This is a genomic window from Massilia sp. WG5 (genome assembly GCF_001412595.2).
In the GTDB taxonomy this organism is placed as follows: domain Bacteria; phylum Pseudomonadota; class Gammaproteobacteria; order Burkholderiales; family Burkholderiaceae_D; genus Telluria.
On the sequence record NZ_CP012640.2, the window covers coordinates 4337809 to 4355867 of the forward strand.

The 18059-nt window shown below is 65.6% G+C and carries 17 protein-coding genes; 7 read left to right on the forward strand and 10 right to left on the reverse strand.

Annotated features, from left to right (window positions below):
- Positions 1-85: 85 nt before the first annotated feature.
- Complete coding sequence (locus AM586_RS19345) at positions 86-2182, forward strand: M13 family metallopeptidase (RefSeq protein WP_052233584.1); 2097 nt, start codon at positions 86-88, stop codon at positions 2180-2182.
- A 3-nt stretch (positions 2183-2185) separates the two neighbouring features.
- On the opposite strand, the gene AM586_RS19350 is transcribed toward AM586_RS19345, so the two are convergent.
- Both AM586_RS19350 and AM586_RS19355 read right to left on the reverse strand, forming a co-directional pair.
- Complete coding sequence (locus AM586_RS19350) at positions 2186-2656, reverse strand: hemerythrin domain-containing protein (protein ID WP_052233583.1); 471 nt, start codon at positions 2654-2656, stop codon at positions 2186-2188.
- Positions 2657-2794: 138 nt separating this feature from the next.
- Positions 2795-3337 carry an SRPBCC family protein gene (locus AM586_RS19355; RefSeq protein WP_082439407.1) on the reverse strand — a complete coding sequence of 181 codons (543 nt, stop codon included), beginning with the start codon at positions 3335-3337 and terminating at the stop codon, positions 2795-2797.
- A 195-nt stretch (positions 3338-3532) separates the two neighbouring features.
- On the opposite strand from AM586_RS19355, the gene AM586_RS19360 reads away from it, so the two are divergent.
- Entirely contained in the window at positions 3533-5851 is a 2319-nt protein-coding gene (locus tag AM586_RS19360) for a UvrD-helicase domain-containing protein (protein WP_052233582.1), read from the forward strand.
- A 6-nt stretch (positions 5852-5857) separates the two neighbouring features.
- Here AM586_RS19360 and AM586_RS19365 read toward each other — a convergent pair whose 3' ends face one another.
- Genes AM586_RS19365 through AM586_RS19375 form a run of 3 tightly spaced genes read right to left on the reverse strand, consistent with a single transcriptional unit; the run spans position 5858 to position 8125 of the window.
- Positions 5858-6628, reverse strand: coding sequence for a BPSS1780 family membrane protein (locus AM586_RS19365; protein ID WP_052233581.1), 771 nt, complete (start codon positions 6626-6628; stop codon positions 5858-5860).
- The gene (locus AM586_RS19370) at positions 6625-7584 is read right to left on the reverse strand and encodes a homoserine kinase (protein ID WP_052233580.1); all 960 of its coding nucleotides are present in this window, start codon (positions 7582-7584) and stop codon (positions 6625-6627) included. The genes AM586_RS19365 and AM586_RS19370 overlap by 4 nt, the downstream gene beginning before the upstream one ends.
- A 46-nt stretch (positions 7585-7630) precedes the next feature.
- Positions 7631-8125 (reverse strand): hypothetical protein, encoded by a 495-nt coding sequence (locus AM586_RS19375; RefSeq protein WP_052233579.1) that lies wholly within the window; start codon positions 8123-8125, stop codon positions 7631-7633.
- Between the two features lie 178 nt (positions 8126-8303).
- Here AM586_RS19375 and polA point away from each other — a divergent pair, with 178 nt between their 5' ends.
- The gene (polA, locus tag AM586_RS19380) at positions 8304-11075 is read left to right on the forward strand and encodes a DNA polymerase I (protein WP_052233578.1); all 2772 of its coding nucleotides are present in this window, start codon (positions 8304-8306) and stop codon (positions 11073-11075) included.
- A gap of 55 nt (positions 11076-11130) precedes the next feature.
- Here polA and AM586_RS19385 read toward each other — a convergent pair whose 3' ends face one another.
- Complete coding sequence (locus AM586_RS19385) at positions 11131-11871, reverse strand: PEP-CTERM sorting domain-containing protein (protein WP_052233577.1); 741 nt, start codon at positions 11869-11871, stop codon at positions 11131-11133.
- A gap of 288 nt (positions 11872-12159) precedes the next feature.
- Here AM586_RS19385 and AM586_RS28270 point away from each other — a divergent pair, with 288 nt between their 5' ends.
- A complete protein-coding gene (locus AM586_RS28270; protein ID WP_156328156.1) occupies positions 12160-12306 on the forward strand; it encodes a hypothetical protein in 147 nt (48 codons plus the stop codon).
- On the opposite strand, the gene AM586_RS19390 is transcribed toward AM586_RS28270, so the two are convergent.
- Entirely contained in the window at positions 12290-13042 is a 753-nt protein-coding gene (locus AM586_RS19390; RefSeq protein WP_052233576.1) for a hypothetical protein, read from the reverse strand. The genes AM586_RS28270 and AM586_RS19390 overlap by 17 nt on opposite strands.
- A 167-nt stretch (positions 13043-13209) precedes the next feature.
- Between AM586_RS19390 and AM586_RS19395 the strand changes: the two genes are divergently transcribed.
- The 3 genes from AM586_RS19395 to AM586_RS28275 all read left to right on the forward strand — a co-directional run bounded on the left by AM586_RS19395 (position 13210) and on the right by AM586_RS28275 (position 15087).
- Positions 13210-14028, forward strand: coding sequence for a dienelactone hydrolase family protein (locus tag AM586_RS19395; RefSeq protein WP_082439408.1), 819 nt, complete (start codon positions 13210-13212; stop codon positions 14026-14028).
- A gap of 163 nt (positions 14029-14191) precedes the next feature.
- Positions 14192-14893 (forward strand): ZIP family metal transporter, encoded by a 702-nt coding sequence (locus tag AM586_RS19400; RefSeq protein ID WP_052233574.1) that lies wholly within the window; start codon positions 14192-14194, stop codon positions 14891-14893.
- 50 nt (positions 14894-14943) lie between these two features.
- Entirely contained in the window at positions 14944-15087 is a 144-nt protein-coding gene (locus AM586_RS28275) for a hypothetical protein (RefSeq protein ID WP_156328155.1), read from the forward strand.
- Positions 15088-15100: 13 nt separating this feature from the next.
- Here the strand turns inward: AM586_RS28275 and AM586_RS19405 are convergent, their stop codons facing one another.
- Genes AM586_RS19405 through AM586_RS19415 form a run of 3 tightly spaced genes read right to left on the reverse strand, consistent with a single transcriptional unit; the run spans position 15101 to position 17989 of the window.
- On the reverse strand, positions 15101-15958 hold the full coding sequence (locus tag AM586_RS19405) for a sulfurtransferase (RefSeq protein ID WP_052233573.1): 858 nt from the start codon (positions 15956-15958) through the stop codon (positions 15101-15103).
- 10 nt (positions 15959-15968) lie between these two features.
- On the reverse strand, positions 15969-16886 hold the full coding sequence (locus tag AM586_RS19410; RefSeq protein WP_052233572.1) for a DMT family transporter: 918 nt from the start codon (positions 16884-16886) through the stop codon (positions 15969-15971).
- Positions 16886-17989, reverse strand: a complete 1104-nt coding sequence (locus AM586_RS19415) for an aromatic ring-hydroxylating dioxygenase subunit alpha (RefSeq protein ID WP_052233571.1) — start codon at positions 17987-17989, stop codon at positions 16886-16888. The genes AM586_RS19410 and AM586_RS19415 overlap by 1 nt, the downstream gene beginning before the upstream one ends.
- Between the last annotated feature and the right edge of the window lie 70 nt (positions 17990-18059).

Here is an 18059-nt window from a genome sequence, read left to right on the forward strand (position 1 = left end):
GCCGGGCCGCGGCGGCAAGCTCGATATTGCCGTGCCGGGCGCACTATGGCAGCATACGTGCTTAATCTTTTATAAAGCCTCTGCCATGCGCCCAGCCCGCTTCGCTGTCCTTGTTTCCCTCGCCGGCGCCGCTGCGCTGGCGACTGCCCAGAATGCACCCGCCGCCGCACCGGCGGCCGCGGCTGAACGTCCCGCCACCGAATTCCCTTACACGCCCGGCCTGAACCCGGCCTCGATGGACCGCAGTGCCGACCCCTGCGTCGACTTCTACCAGTACGCCTGCGGCGGCTGGATGAAGAACAACCCGATCCCCGCCGACCAGGCCCGCTGGTCGGTCTACAGCAAGCTGGCGCAGGACAACCAGCGCTTCCTGTGGGGCATCCTCGAAGACCTGTCGAAGCGCCAGGACGGCCGCAACGCCAACCAGCAGAAGATCGGCGACTACTTCGGCGCCTGCATGGACGAGCGCGCCATCGAGGCGCGCGGCGCCGCGCCGCTCAAGCCTTACTTCGACCAGATCGCGACGCTCCGTTCCAGCAAGGACCTGCCGCGCGTGCTGGCGCGCCTGCACCTGGCGCTGGCCGACCAGGGCCTGTTCTTCGGCTTCGGCTCGAGCCAGGACTTCGGCGACTCGACGCGCGTGATCGCCTTCGCCAGCGCCGGCGGCCTGGGCCTGCCGGACCGCGATTCCTACCTGAAGACCGACGCCAAGTCGAAGGAGATCCGCGCCAGGTACGTCGCCCACATCGCCAACACCTTCAAGCTGCTCGGCGACGCCCCGGACCAGGCCCGGCGCCAGGCCGATCGCGTGATGGCGATGGAAACCGAACTGGCCAAGGCCTCGCTGTCGCGCGTCGACAAGCGCGACCCCTACAAACTGTTCCACAAGGTCGATGCGAAAGGCCTGCAGGCGCTGACCCCGGGCTTCGACTGGCATGCCTACCTTGACGAGCTCGGACAGGGCAAGCAGACCGTCTTCAACGTCACCGAACCGGCCTTCTTCAAGGCGCTGGCGAAGATGTGGAAGAGCACCGACATCGAGGCGACCCGCAGCTACCTGCGCTGGCAGGTGGCGCGCGACCTGTCGCCGGCGCTGGCCTCGAACTTCGACCAGGAACACTTCGACTTCTTCAGCAAGACCCTGCGCGGCATCCAGCAGCAGCCGCCGCGCTGGAAGCGTTGCGTGGCCCTGGTCGACCGCCAGCTGGGCGAAGCGCTGGGCCAGGAATTCGTCAGCCGCGCCTTCTCGCCGGAGCTGAAGGCCAAGTCGCTGCACATGACCCGCCAGGTCGAGGAAGCGATGAAGAAGGACATCGATTCGCTCGACTGGATGAGCCCCGCGACCAAGCAGCGCGCGCAGGAAAAGCTGGCCGCGATCGTCAACAAGATCGGCTATCCGGACAGGTGGCGCGACTACGGCGCCTACACAGTGAAGCCGGGTGACTTCGCCGGCAACGTCGAGCGCGGCAATGTGTTCGAGTCGCGCCGCCAGCTGGCCAAGATCGGCAAGCCGCTCGACCGCGGCGAATGGTCGATGACCCCGCCGACGGTGAACGCCTATTTCGATCCGCAGATGAACGACATCAACTTCCCGGCCGGCGTGCTGCAGCCGCCGCTGTTCGACCCGAAGATGGACGATGCGCCGAACTACGGCAACACCGGCGGCACCATCGGCCACGAGCTGACCCACGCCTTCGACGACGAAGGCCGCCAGTTCGACGCCAAGGGCAACCTGAAGGACTGGTGGACCAGGAAGGACGCCAAGGAATACGAAGAGCGCGCCGCCTGCATCGTCGACCAGTACGCGCAGTACACGGTGGTGGACGACGTCAAGATCAACAGCAAGCTGACCCTGGGCGAGGACATCGCCGACCTGGGCGGCCTGATCCTGGGCTGGATGGCGTGGAAGACCGAGATGGCCGGCATGCCCCAGAAGGCCCAGCCGCAGGGCGAGCTGCGCGACGGCCTGAGCCCGGAGCAGCGCTTCTTCGTCGGCTACGCCCAGTGGGCCTGCGAAAACGACCGCCCCGAGAACCTGCGCGTGAAGGCGATGACCGACCCGCACTCGCCGGGCCGCTACCGCGTGAATGGCCTGGTGGTGAACATGCCGCAGTTCCAGCAGGCCTTCCAGTGCAAACCGGGGCAGCCGATGGTGAAGGAGAAGCGCTGCCGCGTGTGGTAAAGGCTAGCGGCGCCTGATCTGGTCGCTGGCCTGGGCCTGCATGTGCACCAGGTTCGCCTCGAACGACTGCATCTGCAGTCCGATGTCGCTCATGTCGGCATTGGACTGCCGCAGCCGCGGGAACAGCTGCTGCTCTTCCTCGTCGATGTGGCTCAGCACCGCATTCAGCATCTCGCGCATCATCGGCTCGGCGCGCGGGGCGTCGAGGGCCATGCCCTGCAGGGTGGCGAGCAGCTCGTCGACCTTCAGGTGGTCCTGTTCGAAATGGCCGACCAGGCCTTCGTCGATGCAGCGCACGTTCGGATAGAAGATCGATTCTTCCAGTCGCGAGTGGGTGTGGATGGCCTGCAGGAGCTGGGTCGCAGCCTGCTTCTTGACAGCCATGTCCTGGCTGTTGAGGTAAGTGTTGGCCAGCTTGCGCACCAGGTCGTGGTCGCGCACCAGGGCGTCGATCGGATCGTCAGCATTGTCCATGATTCGTCCTCCTGAAAAAGGATTGTCATCCTACGCGCGCGGCCAAGGAAGCGGCGATACGTTTAGGCGCGGCAAGCCGGAGCGGGGGGCAAAAAAAAACGCCGCCCGCAGGCGGCGCTTGCACGAGCCGGAGCCCGCTCAGTGCTGGGAGACGCTGCCGCGCCAGGCGCCGCTTTCCTTGCCGCGCGATTCCAGCATTTCCTTGAACTTCTGCAGGTTGCCGCGCAGTTCCATGCGCACGGCGCCGAAGGCGTCGCCCACTTTTTCCAGTGCGCCTTCCGGCTGGTAGTCCATCTGGACGGCTACCCGGCACACGTTGTCGGAAATCTTGTGGAAGGTCGCCACGCCGCCGTTCGGCACGCCGCTCGTGCTCTGCCAGGCGATGCGCTTGTCCGGGATCTGTTCGGTGATCTCGACGTCCCATTCCTTTTCTTCGCCGGCCACGTTGGCCTTCCAGTGCAGGTGCTTGTCGTCCAGTTGGCGGATTTCATGCACGCTGGCCATGAATTGCGGGAAGTCCTCGAACTGGGTCCACTGGTTGTAGGCGGTGCGGACCGGCACGTTGATTTCGATGGTCTCGACGATCGACGAGTCCATGCCGGAAGCACGGTTTTTCATTTTCTTCGACAGCATCATGCCGCCGACCGCGAGCGCGGCCACAGTAACGACTCGATTCAGCATTATTGCCTCCTTGTCACAAATTGAGCGTAAGTTGCGATGGTCATCCTTGGAAACACATCTGCGCTTAAATTACGATAAGACCGCTTAAGGTGGCGCTAGCGAGCCGTGAGGCAACTGTTGTGATACTGTATATATGCTCAGTAGATTTGCGGCCGAAAGCGGCCGAAGCCCCATCCCGACGTTTATAATGCCCGCATGAATCTCCTCGACAATCTGAATCCCGAACAGCTCGCCGCCGTCACGCTGCCGTCCCAGAGCGCCCTGATCCTGGCCGGCGCCGGCTCGGGCAAGACCCGCGTGCTGACGACCCGGATCGCCTGGCTGATCCAGACGGGCCAGGTCTCGCCGGCCGGCCTGATGGCCGTGACCTTCACGAACAAGGCGGCGAAGGAAATGCTGACCCGCTTATCGAGCATGCTGCCGGTGAACACGCGCGGCATGTGGATCGGCACCTTCCACGGCCTGTGTAACCGCCTGCTGCGCACCCACCACCGCGACGCCGCGTTGCCGCAGACCTTCCAGATCCTCGATTCGCAGGACCAGCTGTCGATGATCAAGCGCATGCTGAAGGCCCTGAATGTCGACGATGACAAGTACCCGGCGAAAGACCTGATGTACTTCATCAACAACGCCAAGGACAACGGCCTGCGCGCCAGCCAGGTCGAGGCCTACGACCATATCCAGCGCCGCATGGTCGAGCTGTACGACGCCTACGACCAGCAGTGCCAGCGCGAGGGCGTGGTCGATTTCGCCGAGCTGCTGCTGCGCGCCTATGAACTGCTGCAGCGTAACCACCCGCTGCGCCAGCATTACCAGATGCGCTTCCGCCACATCCTGGTCGACGAGTTCCAGGATACCAACGACCTGCAGTACAACCTGCTGAAACTGCTGGCGGGGCATCACGAGCCGGGCGGCGGCGCGATCTTCGCGGTCGGCGACGACGACCAGAGCATCTACGCCTTCCGCGGCGCCAACGTCGGCAACATGCAGGCCTTCGAGCGCGAGTTCGAGGTGAAGAACCTGATCAAGCTGGAGCAGAACTACCGCTCGCACGGCCATATCCTCGACAGCGCGAACTACCTGATCGCGAATAACACCAAGCGCCTCGGCAAGAACCTGCGCACCGATGCGGGGCAGGGCGAGCTGGTGCGCGTCTACGAAGCATCGAGCGACCTCGAAGAAGCGCAGTGGATCATCGAGGAAGCCAAGAGCCTGATGGCCGAGGGCATGCCGCGCAGCGAAATCGCGATCCTGTACCGCTCGAACGCCCAGAGCCGCGTGATCGAGCACGCGCTGTTCGCGGCCGGCCTGCCCTATACGGTGTACGGCGGCCTGCGCTACTTCCAGCGCGCCGAGGTCAAGCACGCGATCGCCTACCTGCAGCTGATGGACAACCCGCACAACGATTCGGCCTTCATGCGCGTGGTGAACTTCCCGACCCGCGGCATCGGCGCGCGCTCGATCGAGCAGTTGCAGATGGCGGCCGACAGCTATGGCGTGTCGCTGTACGCGGCGGTGCCCTACATGACCGGCAAGGCCGGCAGCGCGCTGGGCAATTTCGTCAAGCTGATCGAGAGCGCGCGCTTCGAGACCCAGCAGCTGCCGCTGCCGGAAATGGTCAAGGTGGTGCTGGAGCGCAGTACGCTGCTGAGCCACTACGAGAAGGAAAAGGAAGGCGCCGAGCGCATCGAGAACTTGCAGCAGATGGTGAGCGCCGCCACCCACTTCGTGCAGGAAGAGGGCTTCGGCATCCAGGCGCCGGCCCACCTGGGCCCGCAGGCGCTGCCGAGCAGCGGCGACGCGATCGTCAACGCCGACGGCGTCGAGGTGCTGGATGCGGACGCGCCGCTGGCGGCCGTGATGTCGCCGCTGTCGGCCTTCCTGGCGCACGCCTCGCTGGAGGCCGGCGACGCCCAGGCCCAGGCCGGCCAGGACGCGATGCAGCTGATGACGGTGCACTCGGCCAAGGGCCTGGAATTCGACGCCGTCTTCATCACCGGCCTCGAAGAAGGCCTGTTCCCGCACGAGAGCAGTTCGCGCGAGCTGGACGGCGTGGACGAGGAACGGCGCCTGATGTACGTGGCGATCACGCGCGCGCGCAAGCGCCTGTACATGAGCTTTACCCAGCAGCGCATGCTGCACGGCCAGACCCGCTTCAACATGAAGTCGCGCTTCTTCGACGAACTGCCGGAGGAATCGCTGAAATGGCTGTCGCCGCGCGTGCAGACCAACTGGTTCAGCAACCGCAAGTCGACCACGGCCTGGGACGACGCCAGCTTCCGCGAGGGCGGCAGCGACAACCAGATCGCCAAGCAGATCACCCAGAAGTCCAGCAGTGACAAGGGCATCGGCTGGCGCATCGGCGAGGCGGTGTCGCATTCGCGCTTCGGCGAGGGCGTGATCGTCAACATCGAGGGCGGGGCCGGCAGTCCGCGCGCCCTGATCAACTTCGGCGGGGCCGGCATGAAGATGCTCGACCTGTCGGTGGCCAAGCTGGAGAAGATGGCGCGCTGAAGGCGCTTAGGCCGGCTGTGCTTCCTGCACGGCCGGCTTGCCGAAGATATCGCGGTAGCCGGCGTAGATCGCGCACTGCAGGAACATGATAAACAGGAACATCACCCACATCAGCACCACCTGGGCCAGCGCGATCGCGCTGACCAGGTTCACCACCACGAAGGTGATCGCGGTGAAGATGCCGAACCAGGACAGCAGCAGCACGCCGAACACGCGCGCCGAGCGCACCACGGCGAAGAAGCTGTAGAAGGTGGCCTTGCCCGGCCCCATCCGCTTCCAGTAGGTGAGCGGGGCGGCGAAGCACAGGGTCAGCAGCGAGACGCTTTCGAGGATCAGCAGGCCGAACACGGCCATCACGTCGCCGAAGGTGAAGGGCAGCTTGTCCTTCGGGTCGAGCTTGATATTCGCCGGCAGCTGGCGCAGCGATTCCGGCGTGACCAGCAGCGCGACCAGGGTCAGCACCAGGAACACGCCCAGGTAGATCACCCCGACCTTGCACAGGCTGCCCAGCGCCGGCTTGCGGAAACCGGTCAGCAGTACGCTTGGGGTCACGCGCTCGCCGTTGTCGATCATCAGGCAGGCCTGCATGAAGGCCATCGAGAACGACGGGATCAGCACCACCACGACGATGGGGCCGATGAAGGGCACGGCGCTGATGCCGATCGCCAGCAGGATGCTGGCAAACAGCAGGGTCGTGAGCGCGGCCGGCTGCTTGCGGAACAGGCCGACGCCGCCCTTCAACCACTCCCAGCCGGTACGTGCGGGCAGTTTGTTCATGCAGTCAGGCTCGGCGCGGGAACCGCGATGCGCTCGCGCAGCACGCGTTCGAAGTGGGTCGGATCGTGCGGCGTCAGCATCTCGGCTTCGCGCGGACGATGGAAGTCGTACAGGCGCGACAGCCAGAAGCGCAGCGCCGCCGCGCGCAGCATCGCCTGCCAGGCCTGCGCTTCGGCTTCGGTGAAGGGGCGGACGGCGTGGTAGGCCCGGGTCAGGGCGCGCACCCGCTCCTGGTCGAGGCGGCCGGTGGCGAGGTCGATGCACCAGTCGTTGACGGTGACGGCGATGTCGAACAGCCAGCTGTCCCAGCCCGCGAAATAGAAGTCGAAGCAGCCGCTCAGGCGTTCGCCGACGAACATCACGTTGTTGCGGAACAGGTCGGCGTGCACCGGACCCTGCTCCAGTCCGGCGTACACCGGGCCGGCCGCGAAGGCGCGCTGGAACGCCAGTTCCGATTCCAGCAGGGCGGCTTCATCCGCACCGAGGAAGGGCAGGACCTTGGGCACGGTCTCGATCCACCAGTCCAGGCCGCGCAGATTCGGCTGGCGCAGCGCGAAGTCGCGCCCGGCCAGGTGCATCTTCGCCAGCATCGCGCCCACTTCGGCGCAATGCACGGGCTGCGGATCCATCTGCGAACTGCCGTCGAGCTTGCTGACCACGACGGCCGGCTTGCCGGCAAGCGCGACCACCAGCTCGCCCCGGTCGTTCGGCACCGGCGCCGGCACCGGCACGCCGCGCTCGGCCAGGTGCCGCATCAGCTGCACGTAGAAGGGCAATTGCTCGAAGCTGAGGTTCTCGAAGATCGTCAGGACGAATTCGCCGCGCTCGGTCGTCAGGAAGAAATTACTGTTCTCGATGCCGCTCGAGATGCCCTGGAGGTCCAGGGCTTTACCAAGGGGGAACTGCTTGATCCACTGGCTCAGGTCGTCCAGTGTGACCGAGGTGAAAACTGCCATCGTTTACGTATTTAGTCGTTGTAACAGCCGCCCGGAGGCGGCCGGCTCATTTCTGGGCTGGGCCTGCGCTGGCGTTGGCCGGCAGTGGTGGCGGCGGTGGAGCATCCGCGGTGGCCGGGGTGTTGGCGCCGGTCTCGTTGGCGGCCTTGCGCCTGCCCGAGAGGTCGAATTCGCCGACCTTCCATTGCGCCCCGGTGACCTGGTTGCCGGTCACGCTGCCCGGTACGGCATTGCCTGGCAGGTTGTTTGGTTTCAGATAATAGTGGCTGCCGCTGCTGTTGACTTCGACTTCCGTTACCTGGCCGGCATCGCGCGTTTCCTTGATCTGGGTGCGCGTGCGCGAGGGGATGTTGGTGGCCGGCACATCGCTGCCCGGCTCGACACGTTCGAGTTTCGGCGGCGCCTGGTTCGGCGCCGGCTGCTGCTGAGCTTGTGGCTGAGCCTGCTGCTGAGCCTGGGCCGACGCCGGTCCGGCCTGCGCGGCCAGCAGCAGCGTCAGGCTAGATGCGAGGAGGGGCAGGCGGGAGAAGATGCGTGGCATGGGGTTCACCTTTGTCGTTTAGTCCATTGTAACAAACGCCGCCGCCCGCCAGTAAAAAGCATATGAAAAGCGTGAACCGGCCCCATATGGAGAGCATTCCCGATTCTGCGATAATGGCACGCTCGCCGTGCCTGATTGCGTCTTCCGCGGCCCCTTTTTGCTCATTCGATCCCCATACATGGACAATACCCTGCTTCTCGTCGACGGTTCCAGCTATCTGTATCGCGCCTTCCACGCGCTGCCCGACCTGCGCAGTCCCGACGGCCACCCGACCGGCGCGATGCACGGCATGGTCAACATGCTGCGCCGCCTGCGCGCCGATTTCCCGGCCGCCTACATCGCCTGCGTGTTCGACGCCAAGGGCAAGACCTTCCGCGACGAGCTCTATCCCGAGTACAAGGCCACGCGCGCGTCGATGCCGGAAGACCTGGGCAAGCAGATCGAGCCCATCCACGAGGTGGTGCGCCACATGGGCTGGCCGATCCTGATGGTCGAGGGCGTCGAGGCCGACGACGTGATCGGTACGCTGGCGGCCCAGGCCACCGCGCGCGGCATGAACACCGTGGTCTCGACCGGCGACAAGGACCTGGCCCAGCTGGTCAACGACAAGGTCATGCTGATCAACACGATGAGCAACGAGAAGCTCGACGAAGCCGGCGTGCTGGCCAAGTTCGGGGTGCCGCCGAACCGCATCATCGACTACCTGACCCTGATCGGCGACACCGTCGACAACGTGCCGGGCGTGAACAAGTGCGGCCCGAAGACGGCCGTGAAGTGGCTGGCCCTGCACGGCTCGCTGGACGGCGTGATCGAGAACGCGCACACCATCGGCGGCGCGGTCGGCGCGAACCTGCAGGCGGCCCTGGAATGGCTGCCCAAGGGCCGCGAGCTGATCACTGTGAAGACCGACTGCGACCTGGCGAAGCACCTGGTGTCGATCGAGGAAACGCTGGTGGGCCGTCCGGAAGACAAGGACGCGCTGCGCGACTTCTTCCAGCGCTACGGCTTCAAGACCATGCTGAAGGAACTCGGCAACGGCAACCCGGGCAGGTTCGTGTCGCCCGGCTCCGCCCCTGCCGCACCCCTGAATTCGCCGGAGGGCGCGGCCGGCGAGAACGGCACGCTGCCGGGCATGGCCGTGATCAAGGGCGAGTACGAGACCGTCACCACGATGGAACAGCTGGAGCGCTGGATCGAGGCGATCGACAAGGCCGGGCTGACCTCGGTCGACACCGAGACCACCTCGCTCGACCCGATGACGGCCCAGATGGTCGGCATCTCGCTGTCGGTGGAAGCGGGCAAGGGCGCCTACATCCCGCTGGCGCACCGCTATGCCGGCGTGCCCGAGCAGCTGAACCGAGAGGAAGTCCTGGCGCGCATGAAGCCCTGGCTGGAAAACCCGGACAAGCCCAAGCTCGGCCAGAACCTGAAGTACGACACCCACATCTTCGAGAACCACGGCGTCAAGCTGCGCGGCATCGTCCACGACACCCTGCTGCAGTCCTACGTGTTCGAATCGCACAAGCCGCACGACATGGACACGATGGCGATGCGCCATCTGGGCTACACCACGATTCCTTTCGTCGACGTGTGCGGCAAGGGCGTGAACCAGATCTGTTTCGACCAGGTCGAGCTGGGGCGCGCCACCGAATACGCGGCCGAGGACTCGGACATCACGCTGCGCCTGCACCAGGCGATGATCGGCCATGTCGAGAGCGACGAGGGCCTGAATTTCATCTACCGCAAGATCGAACTGCCGACCTCCGTGGTGCTGCAGAAGATCGAGCGCAACGGCGTGCTGATCGACACCGAGCTGCTGGCCACCCAGTCGAACGAACTGGCCGTGCGCATCGCCGAGCTCGAACAGCAGGCCTATGAACTGGCCGGCGGCCCCTTCAACCTCGGCTCGCCGAAGCAGATCGGCGAGATCTTCTTCGGCAAGCTGCAGCTCCCGGTGATCAAGAAGACCGCCACCGGCGCCCCGTCCACCGACGAGGAAGTGCTGCAGAAGCTGGCCGAGGACTATCCGCTGCCGAAGATCCTGCTCGAACACCGCGGCCTTTCGAAGCTGAAGTCGACCTACACCGACAAGCTGCCGAAGATGGTGAACCCGAACACGGGACGCGTGCACACCAACTACGCCCAGGCGGTCGCGATCACCGGGCGCCTGGCTTCGAGCGATCCGAACCTGCAGAACATCCCGGTGCGTAACGCCGAGGGACGCCGCATCCGCGAAGCCTTCATCGCCAGGCCGGGCAGCGTGATCGTGTCGGCCGACTATTCGCAGATCGAGCTGCGCATCATGGCCCACATCTCCGGCGACGAAGCGATGCTGCGCGCCTTCGCGCAAGGCGAGGACATCCACCGCGCCACCGCCGCCGAGATCTTCGGCATCGCGCCGGAAGAGGTCGAGAGCGAACAGCGCCGCTACGCCAAGGTCATCAACTTCGGCCTGATCTACGGGATGAGCGCCTTCGGCCTGGCGCAGAACCTCGGCATCGAGCGCGGCGCCGCCGGCAACTACATCGAGCGCTACTTCGCCCGCTTCGCCGGCGTCAAGCAGTACATGGACGAGACCCGCCTGCAGGCCAAGGCGCGCGGCTACGTCGAGACCGTGTTCGGACGCCGCCTGTGGCTGCCGGAGATCAACTCGCCGAACGGCCCGCGCCGCGCCGGCGCCGAACGCGCGGCGATCAACGCGCCGATGCAGGGCACGGCCGCCGACCTGATCAAGCTGGCCATGATCGCGGTGCAGGACTGGATCGAGAAGGAAAACCTCGCCACCCGCATGATCATGCAGGTGCACGACGAACTGGTGCTGGACGTGCCGGAAGCCGAGCTGGAGCTGGTCAAGCAGAAGCTGCCGGAGCTGATGGCCGGCGTCGCGACGCTGAAGGTGCCGCTGGTGGCCGAGACCGGAGTCGGACCCAATTGGGAGCAGGCGCATTGAGTATGCGCCTGCGCGCATCGAGTATGCGCCTCCACGGATCGGGCCCGGGGGTGTACTAGCGCCTGGGCGTCCTGCCACCGCGCCGCCGGGCCAGGCCAGCCAGCAGCGCCAGCCCGGCCACGCACATCGATGCCGCCGACGGCTCCGGGACCGGCGATGTGAAGGCGCTCGATGCACGTCCATATACTGTGATGAACATGGCGCCGCTGGCGCTCTGCGCGCCGCTCTCGCCGCTGACCGAGACAAGCCCGCTGGCCGGGCGGTCGCCGGCTTCGAGCGCGCCGCCCGTAAAACTGATGGGAACTTCGCCTGGTACCGGGTCGATCATACCCGCCAGGCCCGCCCAGCCGGCGCCGAATCCGCCCGGCTCGACCGATTTCGCGATGGTCGCGTCGGCAGAAAAGATGACGCGGGTATTCGGCGAAAGCGTATAGAAGCCGAGGTTCTCCATGTATGCCTCTCCCGATCCCGCCACGATGCGCATGTCGAGGGTCACCGCATCCAGCGTGACCTGGCCGCTGAGCGTACTGCCGCCCATGGTCAGGTTGACGGGTTGGGCGTCCCGGTTGTCGTTTGCCGCGTACAGGCGGGTCCAGTCGGGCTGCGTGTACAGTGCGCCCTTCGGCGATAGACCCCAGTTGAACTGGATCGACGGGCTTACGCCGTCGTTGGGCGTAAGGTCGATCAGCTGATACCGGAAGTTGGTGACCGAACCGGACACCGTGACCGTGGCGGCAAAGGCGGTGCCGCTCCCGATGGCAAGCAGGGCGGCGACGAGGGATGGGACGATGCGCATGACTTCCTCCGCTGGTAGAAACTGCATCCTTCAGCAATCATCCTGCGCCGGAATCCGGTCCCAGCCAAGCCTGGCACGCCATTACCTGCCGCCAGTCGCTCCCTTACAACGTTCAATAAGCATCAGTAATGTTGCATCCTGTCTTATGCCGGAAGTCATGGACACGCTGCGTCAACATAATGATTGCCTTACGGAATGTATGTTGAATGCACCATACCCGACCGGCACCGTCGGGTACGCAGGCGCCGAGATCGCGAGGGCGCCTGTACGATCGCCGGCCTGCCGCGGGTGTTCGCTTCCGGCACCACCGTGCAGCCGGACGTGGGCAAGTACCGTGTCGAGGCTTCCGGCACCGGCTACACGGCCAAGCCGATCGACGCGGTCGACATCTCGGCCGCCAACGCGACCAAGGTCGACTTCACGCTGGCGCCCTGAATCCGGGCCTGAGGCGGGGCAGCAGGAGCAGCAGTCCTGCGAGCAGCATGGCGGCGTGCGCCGGTTCCGGGACCGGCGTCGTCGGCGGTGCGAGACTGCTGGCCCCGGCCCGGGCGACGACCGTCATATAGCCGCTGACCGGATCCGCACCGCTGGTGACGTCGACTTCGACCCAACGCTCCCGCGATCCCGGCTGGTTCGTGAACAGCATGTCATAGATGTCGGTTTCCGGGGTCGCCGAGCCGGCGAAGCGCTTGCCGGAGAGGCCGGCGTCGGCGTAGGCCTGCTCGCCGGCACCCACGGCGGTGCTGCCTGTGGCGTAGGCCAGGAACTCCAGCCGGGTATTCGGCGACAGGTCGAAATAGGCGAAGCTGGACGCTTCGGCGCGTCCCGAGCGGTCGCCGATCCCGACCGCGGCATGCCCGTTCTGCAGCGTCATGCCGGCGCTGGCCACATCGTCTCCGAATTGCACACTGACGTCCCCGTCGTCATGACGGAAATGCTGGACGAGCTGGTTCCTGTAGGCGGTATCGCTGAAGATGATCGCAAAAGGGTCGCTCGACCAGGTACCCAGCCTGAGCGAAGGCGTCTGGCCGTCGTTCGGCGTCAGGTCGATCAATCGGTAGCTGAAGTTGCCGATCGTCGCGGAAGCGGTCGCGGGGCCGGTCGCCGCGGTCGCGGGCAGGGCGGTGGCAAGGAAGAGGGCGGCCAGGCCGCCGACTGTGCGTGGGTTCATCTTGTTCTCCCCATCAAGCCGCGTCGGCGCAGCGCCATGGCGGCCCCTGCAGTATCCATCGGCTTGTGACCGGCAGGCGCACGCGTGCGCGGCTGAGTCGCGTCGGCGCAACCAGGCGCCCACTGCTAAGATAGCGGTCCTTTGTTACCCCGACCGGAGGATTGCACATGAACGACACCGTACGAGACCAGGACCGCGCCGGCTTCGCCGCCGCCACGCTGCCGGTCGCGGCCCGGTCCGTGATCACGACCGATACCGCGGGCCTGGATGCGGGCACCGTCAGCCTGACCGTGAACGGCCAGGCCTTCCCCGTCTATCATGCCCGGCCCGAGGGCAAGTCGACGCTGCCGGTGATCCTGGTGATCTCCGAGATCTTCGGCGTGCACGAGCACATCGCCGACGTCGCGCGCCGCTTCGCGAAGCAGGGCTACCTGGCGCTGGCGCCGGACCTGTTCGTGCGCCAGGGCGATCCGTCGACGATCGCCGACATCCCCACGCTGCTGAAGGACATCATCTCGAAGACCCCGGACGCCCAGGTAATGGCCGACCTCGACGCCTGCGTGGCCTGGGCCGCGGAGAACGGCGGCGATACCGGCCGGCTGGGCGTCACCGGCTTCTGCTGGGGCGGACGGGCCACCTGGATGTACGCGGCCCACAACCCGGAGGTCAAGGCCGGCGTGGCCTGGTACGGCCGCCTGGCGGGCGAGGCGACCGCGAATACGCCGAAGCACCCGGTCGATATCGCCGCCGGCCTGACGGTGCCGGTGCTCGGCCTGTACGGCGGCAAGGACACCGGCATTCCGCTCGACACCGTCGAGAAGATGGAGGCCGCGCTCGCGCAGGGCGCGAGCGGCTCGCAATTCGTGGTCTATCCGGACGCCGGCCATGCCTTCCATGCCGACTACCGTCCGAGCTACGACGAGAAGGATGCGAAGGATGGATGGACGCGCGCGCTGGCCTGGTTCCGGCAGCACGGCGTGGCCTGATCGCGCACGCCCCACGTAGGCAAGCCGGGCGCGGTACAATGCCCGGCTTGCGCGCCATCCGCGCGAACCAAGAATAACAAGAGGCTTCACGATCGATCCCGTTCTCATTTCCATCCTGCTGGCGACTGGACTGGCAGGCGTCGTCAGCATCACGGCTGCTGCGGTGTTTTCGTTTACCGTGCTCTCGAAAGTCGTCGAGCGCATGGTCAGCCTGTCGGTCGGCATCATGCTCGCGACCTCGCTGCTGCATGCGCTGCCGGAAGCCTTCGAATCGCATGTCGACCCGCGCGCCCTGTTCGGGACCCTGCTGGGCGGGCTGCTGGCCTTCTTCCTGCTGGAGAAGGTAGCGCTGCTGCGCCATTCGCACCACCACGAGGGCGACGGCCACCATCACCATCACGGGCATGACGCGCACCAGGCGGGCAAGGCTGGATGGATGATCCTGATCGGCGACGGCATGCACAACTTCACCGACGGGATCCTGATCGCGGCGGCCTTCCTCGCCAACCCGCAGTTGGGTATCGTGACCGGCGTCGCCATCATCGCCCACGAGATCCCGCAGGAGATCGGGGACTTCATCGTGCTGCTGAACGCGGGTTTTTCGCGTACCCGCGCCTATGTCTTCAACCTCTTGTGCAGCCTGCTCGCCGTGGTCGGCGGCCTGCTCGGCTACTACACCCTGGACCGGGCCAGCGGCCTGATTCCCTACGTGCTGGTATTCGCTTCCTCCGGCTTCATCTACATCGCCGTGAGCGACCTGATGCCGCAGATGCAGCGCCGCGCCACCGTGCGCGAGTCGATTCCCCAGGTGCTGTTGATCGGTCTCGGCGTGGTGATCGTGCTGTTCCTGACGCACGGGCATTGACGAAACTTGCGCTTGCAGCCTATGCTGGGCCATCCCTACATGGAGGAAGCATGGCAAGGCTGGTCAATCAATTGGTTGTGGCGCTGCGCGAAAAGCCGATCCGGTTCGGCTATGTACTCTGCGTGCTGGTGCTGTCGGTCGTCGTATTTACGCTGGCGGACTTCCTGCCGGCGCCCTACGATTTCAGTCACTGAGTCTCACTGAGTCTCACTGGGCACCCGTCGCCACCGGCCGCGCCGCGTCGGCGCTCCATTCGCTCCACGAACCCGGATACAGGGCCGCGCCCGGCATGCCGGCCACTTCCAGCGCCAGCAGGTTGTGGCAGGCCGTGACGCCGGAGCCGCACTGCATGATGGCGTTTTGCGGGTCGCCCACCGCCGCCCCCAGCTCGGCCTTCAGCTGATCCGGCGCCTTGAAGCGGCCGTCGGGCTGCAGGTTGTCCTTGAAGAAGCGGTTCTTCGCGCCAGGGATGTGGCCGCCGACCGGGTCGATGGTCTCGTTCTCGCCGCGGAAGCGGTCCGGCGCGCGCGCGTCGACCACCGTGCGGCCGCCATGTTCCACGTTGTGCAGGACCGTATTGACGTCCACGGACGTCACCAGCGGCGCGCGTGCGGCGATCGTGCCGCGCGCGCGCGGGGCAGGCGCGTCGATCGATACCGGCAGCCCGGCCGACTGCCAGGCCGGCAGGCCGCCGTCCAGCACCGCCACCGCTTCGTGTCCGACCCAGCGCAGCATCCACCACAGGCGGGCCGCGAACATGCCGCCGTGCGCGTCGTAGGCCACGACCTGCGTGGCATCGTTCACGCCCCAGGCACGCAGCAGCTCGACGAAGGCGTCCTTCTCCGGCAGCGGATGGCGGCCGCGGAAGGCGCCGCCGGCGTCGCGCTTGGTGCCGGAGAGCTCGTGCTCGATGTCGGCGAAGACCGCGTTCGGCAGGTGGCCGCCCGCATAGGCGTCGCGCCCGGCAGCCAGGTTCACCAGGTCGTGGCGGCAGTCGACGATCAGCCAGTCGGCGTCGTCGGTATGGGCGGCCAGGGCGGCGGGGTCGATCAGGGTCGTGTACACAGGCTTCTCCTTACAGTTCGCTGGCGATGGGATCGGTTTCCTCGACGACGGCGCCGCGCGCCGTGCGCTTGGTATTGTAGAACGTCGCGGCGATGCCGGAGGCCAGGATCACGCCCATCCCCAGCCACACGTGCCAGTCGAACACGTCGCCCCACAGCAGCATCCCCCACAGGCTGGAGAAGATGATGCCGGTGTACTGCAGGTTGGCCACCACCAGCACCTTGCCGAGGCGGTAGGCGCGCGTCATCGCCATCTGGGCGAGCAGGGCGGGAACGCCGATCGCCAGCAGCAGCAGGCCGCTGTGCCAGGTGTGCGCGTGGAAGGGCGTGGCGGGGCCGTTCTCGAACAGGGTGCCGATGAAGCCGGCGATGGTCGTGGTCAGCGAAAAGAAGAACACCACGCGGTATTCGGGTTCGCCCATCTGGCCCAGGTGTCGCACCTGCATATAGGCCATCGCGGAGATGACCGAGGACAGCAGGCCGATCGCGCCGCCCATCCACTGGTTCATCTCGACCGCCGGGCGCAGCACCAGGGTCACGCCGACGAAGCTCATGCCGATCGCCATCACCAGCGGCCATTCGGTCGAGCCCTTCGCATGCCACCAGCCAAGGAAGAACATGTAGGTGGCGATCCAGATCGGCGCCATGTAGTTGAGGGTGACGGCGGTGGCGAGCGGCAGCTTGCCGATCGCGTAGAACCACATCCACAGCGACGTCACGCCGACCAGGCTGCGGATCAGGTGCTCCTTCGGGAACCTGGTCCTGAAGCTGCCGCCCTGCAGCTGCACCGTCAGGAACAGGATCACGGTGCCGACCAGGCCCCGGTACATCACGATTTCGGAGGTCGAATAAAACGACGACGCCAGCTTCACGCCCGCGCCCATGGCGGCGAACGCGAAGCTGGCGAACAGCATCCACAAAGCTGGCATTAAATATTTTCCAACTTGCTGCGATACCACTCATGGAAGTGCTGCATGCCGTCTTCCATCGGTGACTGGTAGGGCCCGACCTCGTTGACGCCACGGTCCAGCAGGATCTTGCGGCCGGCGTCCATGCGCAGGGCGATCTCGTCGTCCTCGACGCAGGTTTCCATGTAGGCCGCCCGTTCGGCCTCGACGAACTCGCGTTCGAACAGCACGAACTCCTCGGGGTAGTAGAACTCGACCACGTTGCGGGTCTTCTGCGGGCCCATCGGCCACAGGGTCGACACCACCAGCACGTTCGGATACCACTCGACCATGATGTTCGGATACAGCGTCAGCCAGATCGCGCCATATTTCGGCGCTTGTCCGTTGTTGAACTTCAGGACCTGTTCCTGCCACTTGCGGTAGGCCGGCGAGCCGGACTTCTGCAGGCCGCGGTGCACGCCGACAGTCTGGACGCTGTAGTCGGTGCCGAATTCCCAGCGCAGGTCATCGCAGCTGACGAAGTTGCCCAGGCCCGGATGGAAGGGCTCGACGTGGTAGTCCTCCAGGTAGACCTCGATGAAGGTCTTCCAGTTGTAGTCGCACTCGTGGACTTCGACGTGATCGAACATATAGCCCGAGAAGTCGAGGTCTTTCGTCACCGACAGCTTGCCCAGCTTGTCCATCACGTCGTAGCCGTTCTGTTCGAACAGCAGGCCGTTCCAGTTCTGCAGCGGCGTCTTCGACAGGTTCAGGCAGGGCGTGTCGGCGAAATGCGGCGCGCCGATCAGTTCGCCCTTCAGGTCGTAGGTCCAGCGGTGCAGGGGACAGACGATATTGCTGGCATTGCCGCGGCCATTGAACATCAGCGCCTGGCGATGACGGCAGACGTTGGACATCAGTTCGATGCCTTGCGCATTACGCACCAGCATGCGGCCTTCGTTCTCCGATCGCAGGGTCGCGAAATCGCCCTGCTCGGGAACCATCAATTCATGCCCGACGTAGCGGGGGCCCTTCAGGAACAGGTGCTGCATTTCGCGCTGCAACAGCGCTTGGTCGAAGTAGACATCTACCGGAAGCTGCGCGCACGAGCGAGCCAGCTTGGCGTGGGTAGCCAGATCGGACATCCCAACCCCCCTTTACACAAATTTCAGCCAAAGAAGAGAAAGAATCCGAGAACCGATTTTTAAAGAACGG

What these genes read in the sequence shown, in the direction of transcription:
- AM586_RS19345 (WP_052233584.1), top strand. Translation starts at nt 86, where the DNA reads ATGCGCCCAGCCCGCTTCGCTGTCCTTGTTTCCCTCGCCGGCGCCGCT.
- AM586_RS19350 (WP_052233583.1), bottom strand. Translation starts at nt 2,656, where the DNA reads ATGGACAATGCTGACGATCCGATCGACGCCCTGGTGCGCGACCACGAC.
- AM586_RS19355 (WP_082439407.1), bottom strand. Translation starts at nt 3,337, where the DNA reads ATGCTGAATCGAGTCGTTACTGTGGCCGCGCTCGCGGTCGGCGGCATG.
- AM586_RS19360 (WP_052233582.1), top strand. Translation starts at nt 3,533, where the DNA reads ATGAATCTCCTCGACAATCTGAATCCCGAACAGCTCGCCGCCGTCACG.
- AM586_RS19365 (WP_052233581.1), bottom strand. Translation starts at nt 6,628, where the DNA reads ATGAACAAACTGCCCGCACGTACCGGCTGGGAGTGGTTGAAGGGCGGC.
- AM586_RS19370 (WP_052233580.1), bottom strand. Translation starts at nt 7,584, where the DNA reads ATGGCAGTTTTCACCTCGGTCACACTGGACGACCTGAGCCAGTGGATC.
- AM586_RS19375 (WP_052233579.1), bottom strand. Translation starts at nt 8,125, where the DNA reads ATGCCACGCATCTTCTCCCGCCTGCCCCTCCTCGCATCTAGCCTGACG.
- polA (WP_052233578.1), top strand. Translation starts at nt 8,304, where the DNA reads ATGGACAATACCCTGCTTCTCGTCGACGGTTCCAGCTATCTGTATCGC.
- AM586_RS19385 (WP_052233577.1), bottom strand. Translation starts at nt 11,871, where the DNA reads ATGCGCATCGTCCCATCCCTCGTCGCCGCCCTGCTTGCCATCGGGAGC.
- AM586_RS19390 (WP_052233576.1), bottom strand. Translation starts at nt 13,042, where the DNA reads ATGAACCCACGCACAGTCGGCGGCCTGGCCGCCCTCTTCCTTGCCACC.
- AM586_RS19395 (WP_082439408.1), top strand. Translation starts at nt 13,210, where the DNA reads ATGAACGACACCGTACGAGACCAGGACCGCGCCGGCTTCGCCGCCGCC.
- AM586_RS28275 (WP_156328155.1), top strand. Translation starts at nt 14,944, where the DNA reads ATGGCAAGGCTGGTCAATCAATTGGTTGTGGCGCTGCGCGAAAAGCCG.
- AM586_RS19410 (WP_052233572.1), bottom strand. Translation starts at nt 16,886, where the DNA reads ATGCCAGCTTTGTGGATGCTGTTCGCCAGCTTCGCGTTCGCCGCCATG.
- AM586_RS19415 (WP_052233571.1), bottom strand. Translation starts at nt 17,989, where the DNA reads ATGTCCGATCTGGCTACCCACGCCAAGCTGGCTCGCTCGTGCGCGCAG.